This is a genomic window from Stieleria sp., assembly GCF_041595215.1.
Lineage (GTDB): Bacteria > Planctomycetota > Planctomycetia > Pirellulales > Pirellulaceae > Stieleria > Stieleria magnilauensis.
Genome location: NZ_JBFHKV010000936.1, coordinates 1 through 3,452, shown reverse-complemented (window position 1 = coordinate 3,452; position 3,452 = coordinate 1). Strand labels below are relative to the sequence as shown.

Below are 3,452 nucleotides of genomic sequence, written 5' to 3'. Positions count from 1 at the left end.
TGGGACGACAGCGACGATCAGCGAGCCAAGTTCGAACAAGCGTTGCGTGATCACCAGCTCACCCTGACCCGCGGTGGTCGTTTTTGGCACGTCGCCGGCCAGACCAGCAAGGGGCGGGCGATGCAAACTGTCGCACAGCGTCTGTCACACTCCGATCAAGAGGCGCTCTCCGATCCATCATCGCAGCGCACCGGTCCACCGATTCTCGCGGCGATCGGTGACAGTCCGATCGACCAGAGCATGCTGGATTTGGCCGATGTACCGATCGGTATCCCGACTCCTTCCGGACTGGGAGTCCACGTTGCCGCCGGCCGGGGGATCATTGCCACCGCGCAAGGTGCCGCCGGCTGGGCCGAAGCCGTTTCGCAACTGCTAACACGGCTGGAACGCGACGCGACTCCTCCCTCCCAATCTCCCCTTCACTGATTTAGGCGAACACCATGGCGGACTTTTCGCAGAACGGAATTATCGGAACACTTCACAACCTGCGAAATCGCTCCACTGACGAGCTTGAGTCAGAATTGGTGCAGTTTTCCGCTGAGACTCCGATGGCGTTGCTGTTGCCGTGCCTGTACTCGGAACTGGAAGGCCCGGCGATGGGACCAATCGTCGAGGCTTTGGCAAAGATCCCTTACCTGAGCGAAATCATCATCGGGCTCGATCGAGCCAACGAACAACAATTCCACGCCGCCAAACGATTCTTCGACAAACTGCCGCAAAACCATGTCGTGCTCTGGAATGACGGCACACGACTGCGACACGTCGATGCCGCCCTGCAAGCCGAAGGGTTGGCGCCGATGGACCCGGGCAAGGGGCGAAACGTCTGGTATTGCCTGGGGTACTTCCTGGCATCGGGACAATCCAAAGCGATCGCGCTGCACGACTGTGACATCCTGACTTACGATCGTTCGATACCCGCGCGACTGCTGTACCCGCTGGCCCATCCGTCGTTCCATTACCAATTCTGTAAAGGCTATTACTATCGCGCCGCCAACGGCAAACTCAACGGCCGCGTCTTTCGGTTGCTGGTCGTTCCGTTGATCCGAGCCCTCAAGACCGTGCTCGGTCGCGTCGAGTATCTCGACTACATGGGAAGCTTTCGCTACGCGCTTTCGGGTGAGTTTTCGATGCGTTCCGAAATCGTGACTTCGTTGCGGATCCCCAGCGACTGGGGACTGGAAATCGGCACCCTGTCGGAAATGTACCGCAATTGCAACTTGAATCGGATCTGTCAGGTGGACATCGCCGACGCCTACGATCACAAACATCAACCGGTTTCCGAAGACGATCGCACGAGCGGGTTGCATCGCATGGCGACCGATATCTGCAAAGCCTTCATTCGAAAACTGGCCGTTCAAGGATTCGTGATCAGCAACAGCATGCTGCGAACTTTGAAAGCCTGTTACTACCGTACAGCGCTCGACGTCGTGGACCATTACCACAACGACGCCGTGATGAGTGGGCTGAACCTGGATCGTCACCGAGAGGAAACCACGGTTGAATTATTCAGCCGTGTCATCGTTGCGGCGGGAGACGAATTCCTCAATCGTCCAGACGAAAGCCCCTTCATTCACAACTGGTCGCGAGTGACCAGCGCGGTGCCAGACATCTATGACCAGATTCTGGGCGCGGTGGAGGCAGACAATGCCTGAAACGATTCTCTCTAACCTCGATTATCCCGCTACAAGCAATCGATTCCATGGCTTCAACGGACACTGACGACTCGCCCGTTCGCGCGCAACTTGCTCAACACCTCGGTTTCCTCTACCCCGACTCCAATGCCGAGCGACTGGCCGACGAGGTCATCGCGATCTTCGACCATCTCGAAGAACAACGGCCACTGCCGCTTCACCAATTGTGGTCGCAAGAAGATTGCCTGTTGATCACCTACGGCGATTCGATCGTCGATGGCGACGCGGTTCCGCTGGAAACGCTGCACGCGTTTCTCAAGCAACACGTCAAAGACTCCATCTCGGCCGTCCACGTGCTGCCGTTTTGCCCGTTCAGCTCCGACGACGGGTTTGCCGTCATCGATTACACCCAAGTCAATCCCAAGCTGGGCGATTGGTCGGAGATCTCGCAGATCGCCGATGACTATCGGTTGATGGCCGACATCGTCATCAACCATGTGTCTTCGGAAAGTCAATGGTTTGAGAATTATCGCAAGGGGATCGAGCCCGGCGCCTCCTACATCATGGAAGCCAACGCCGGCGACGATCTCTCCGAAGTCGTCCGCCCCCGCGCATCGTCACTGCTGCGACCGACCGAAACGTCCGCCGGTCTGAAACACGTCTGGTGCACCTTCAGCCACGATCAAGTCGACCTGGATTTCCGCAATCCTCAAGTGCTGATGGAGTTTCTGAAAATCATCCGGCTGTACTTGGAACACGGCGTCAGTATTTTCCGGCTCGACGCGGTCGGGTTTCTGTGGAAGGAACCGGGCACCACATGCATGCACCTGCCCCAGACGCACGAAGTCGTCAAGTTGATCCGCACGGTCACCGATTTCTTCGCGCCGGGAACCTTGCTGATCACCGAAACCAACGTCCCCAACCACGAAAACCTGACGTACTTCGGCAACCGCAACGAAGCCCACGTGATCTACAACTTCAGCCTGGCGCCGCTGCTGGTGCACGCGTTGTTGACCGGAAAAACGGAATACCTGAAGCGTTGGATGATGACGATGCCGCCGGCGCCGGTGGGCTGCACCTACCTGAACTTCACCGCCTCGCACGACGGCATCGGCATGCGGCCGGCCGAAGGCTTGTTGTCCGACGAAGAACAATTGCAACTGGTGGAAACCGTGCGACGCTTCGGCGGCCACGTGTCGACCCGCCGCACGCCCGACGGCGGCGAACGCGTTTACGAACTAAACGTGGCGCTGTTTGATGCGTTGCGGGGAACGGTCAAAGGTGAAGACCCTTGGCAGGTCGAACGTTTCTTGTGCTCGCAAACCGTGATGATGGCACTCGAAGGCATCCCCGCCTTCTACATCCACAGCTTGCTGGCCACCCCCAACGATCAAGCCGGCGTGGACGCGACCAAGCACAACCGCAGCATCAATCGCCACAAATGGAATTGGCAGGACCTGCAACGGAAACTGAACGACAAAGGGTCGGTGCACCATCAGGTGTTCCACGAACTGATCCGCCGCATCGATTTACGTCGTCAGATGCTGCCGTTCCACCCCAACGCGACGCAGTTCACCCTGCAGCTGCACGAACCGTTCTTTGCGTTTTGGCGGCAGAGCACCGACCGCAGCCAAAGCGTGTTCTGCGTGCACAACATGACCGATTCGGTGCAGGAACTACGACTATCCGATCTAAACCTGATCGCGATGGACGCCTGGCACGACGCCATTTCGGGAGCCCGTTTCGACGATCAAAACGCCGTGCTGAATGTGGCGCCCTACCAATCGCTCTGGATCACCAATCGCCCCACGTCTCGATGAG

General features: G+C 58.1%; 2 protein-coding genes and 1 pseudogene. All 3 read left to right on the top strand.

The genetic code is table 11. The features are described from left to right. Positions 1-426, top strand: a pseudogene (locus ABX749_RS26510) (hypothetical protein); the annotation flags it as partial. A gap of 14 nt (positions 427-440) precedes the next feature. After that, the gene (locus ABX749_RS26505) at positions 441-1,652 is read left to right on the top strand and encodes a glycosyl transferase (protein ID WP_145207365.1); all 1,212 of its coding nucleotides are present in this window, start codon (positions 441-443) and stop codon (positions 1,650-1,652) included. A 47-nt stretch (positions 1,653-1,699) separates the two neighbouring features. After that, positions 1,700-3,451 carry a sugar phosphorylase gene (locus ABX749_RS26500; RefSeq protein WP_372898652.1) on the top strand — a complete coding sequence of 584 codons (1,752 nt, stop codon included), beginning with the start codon at positions 1,700-1,702 and terminating at the stop codon, positions 3,449-3,451. The last annotated feature ends 1 nt before the right edge of the window (position 3,452 follow it).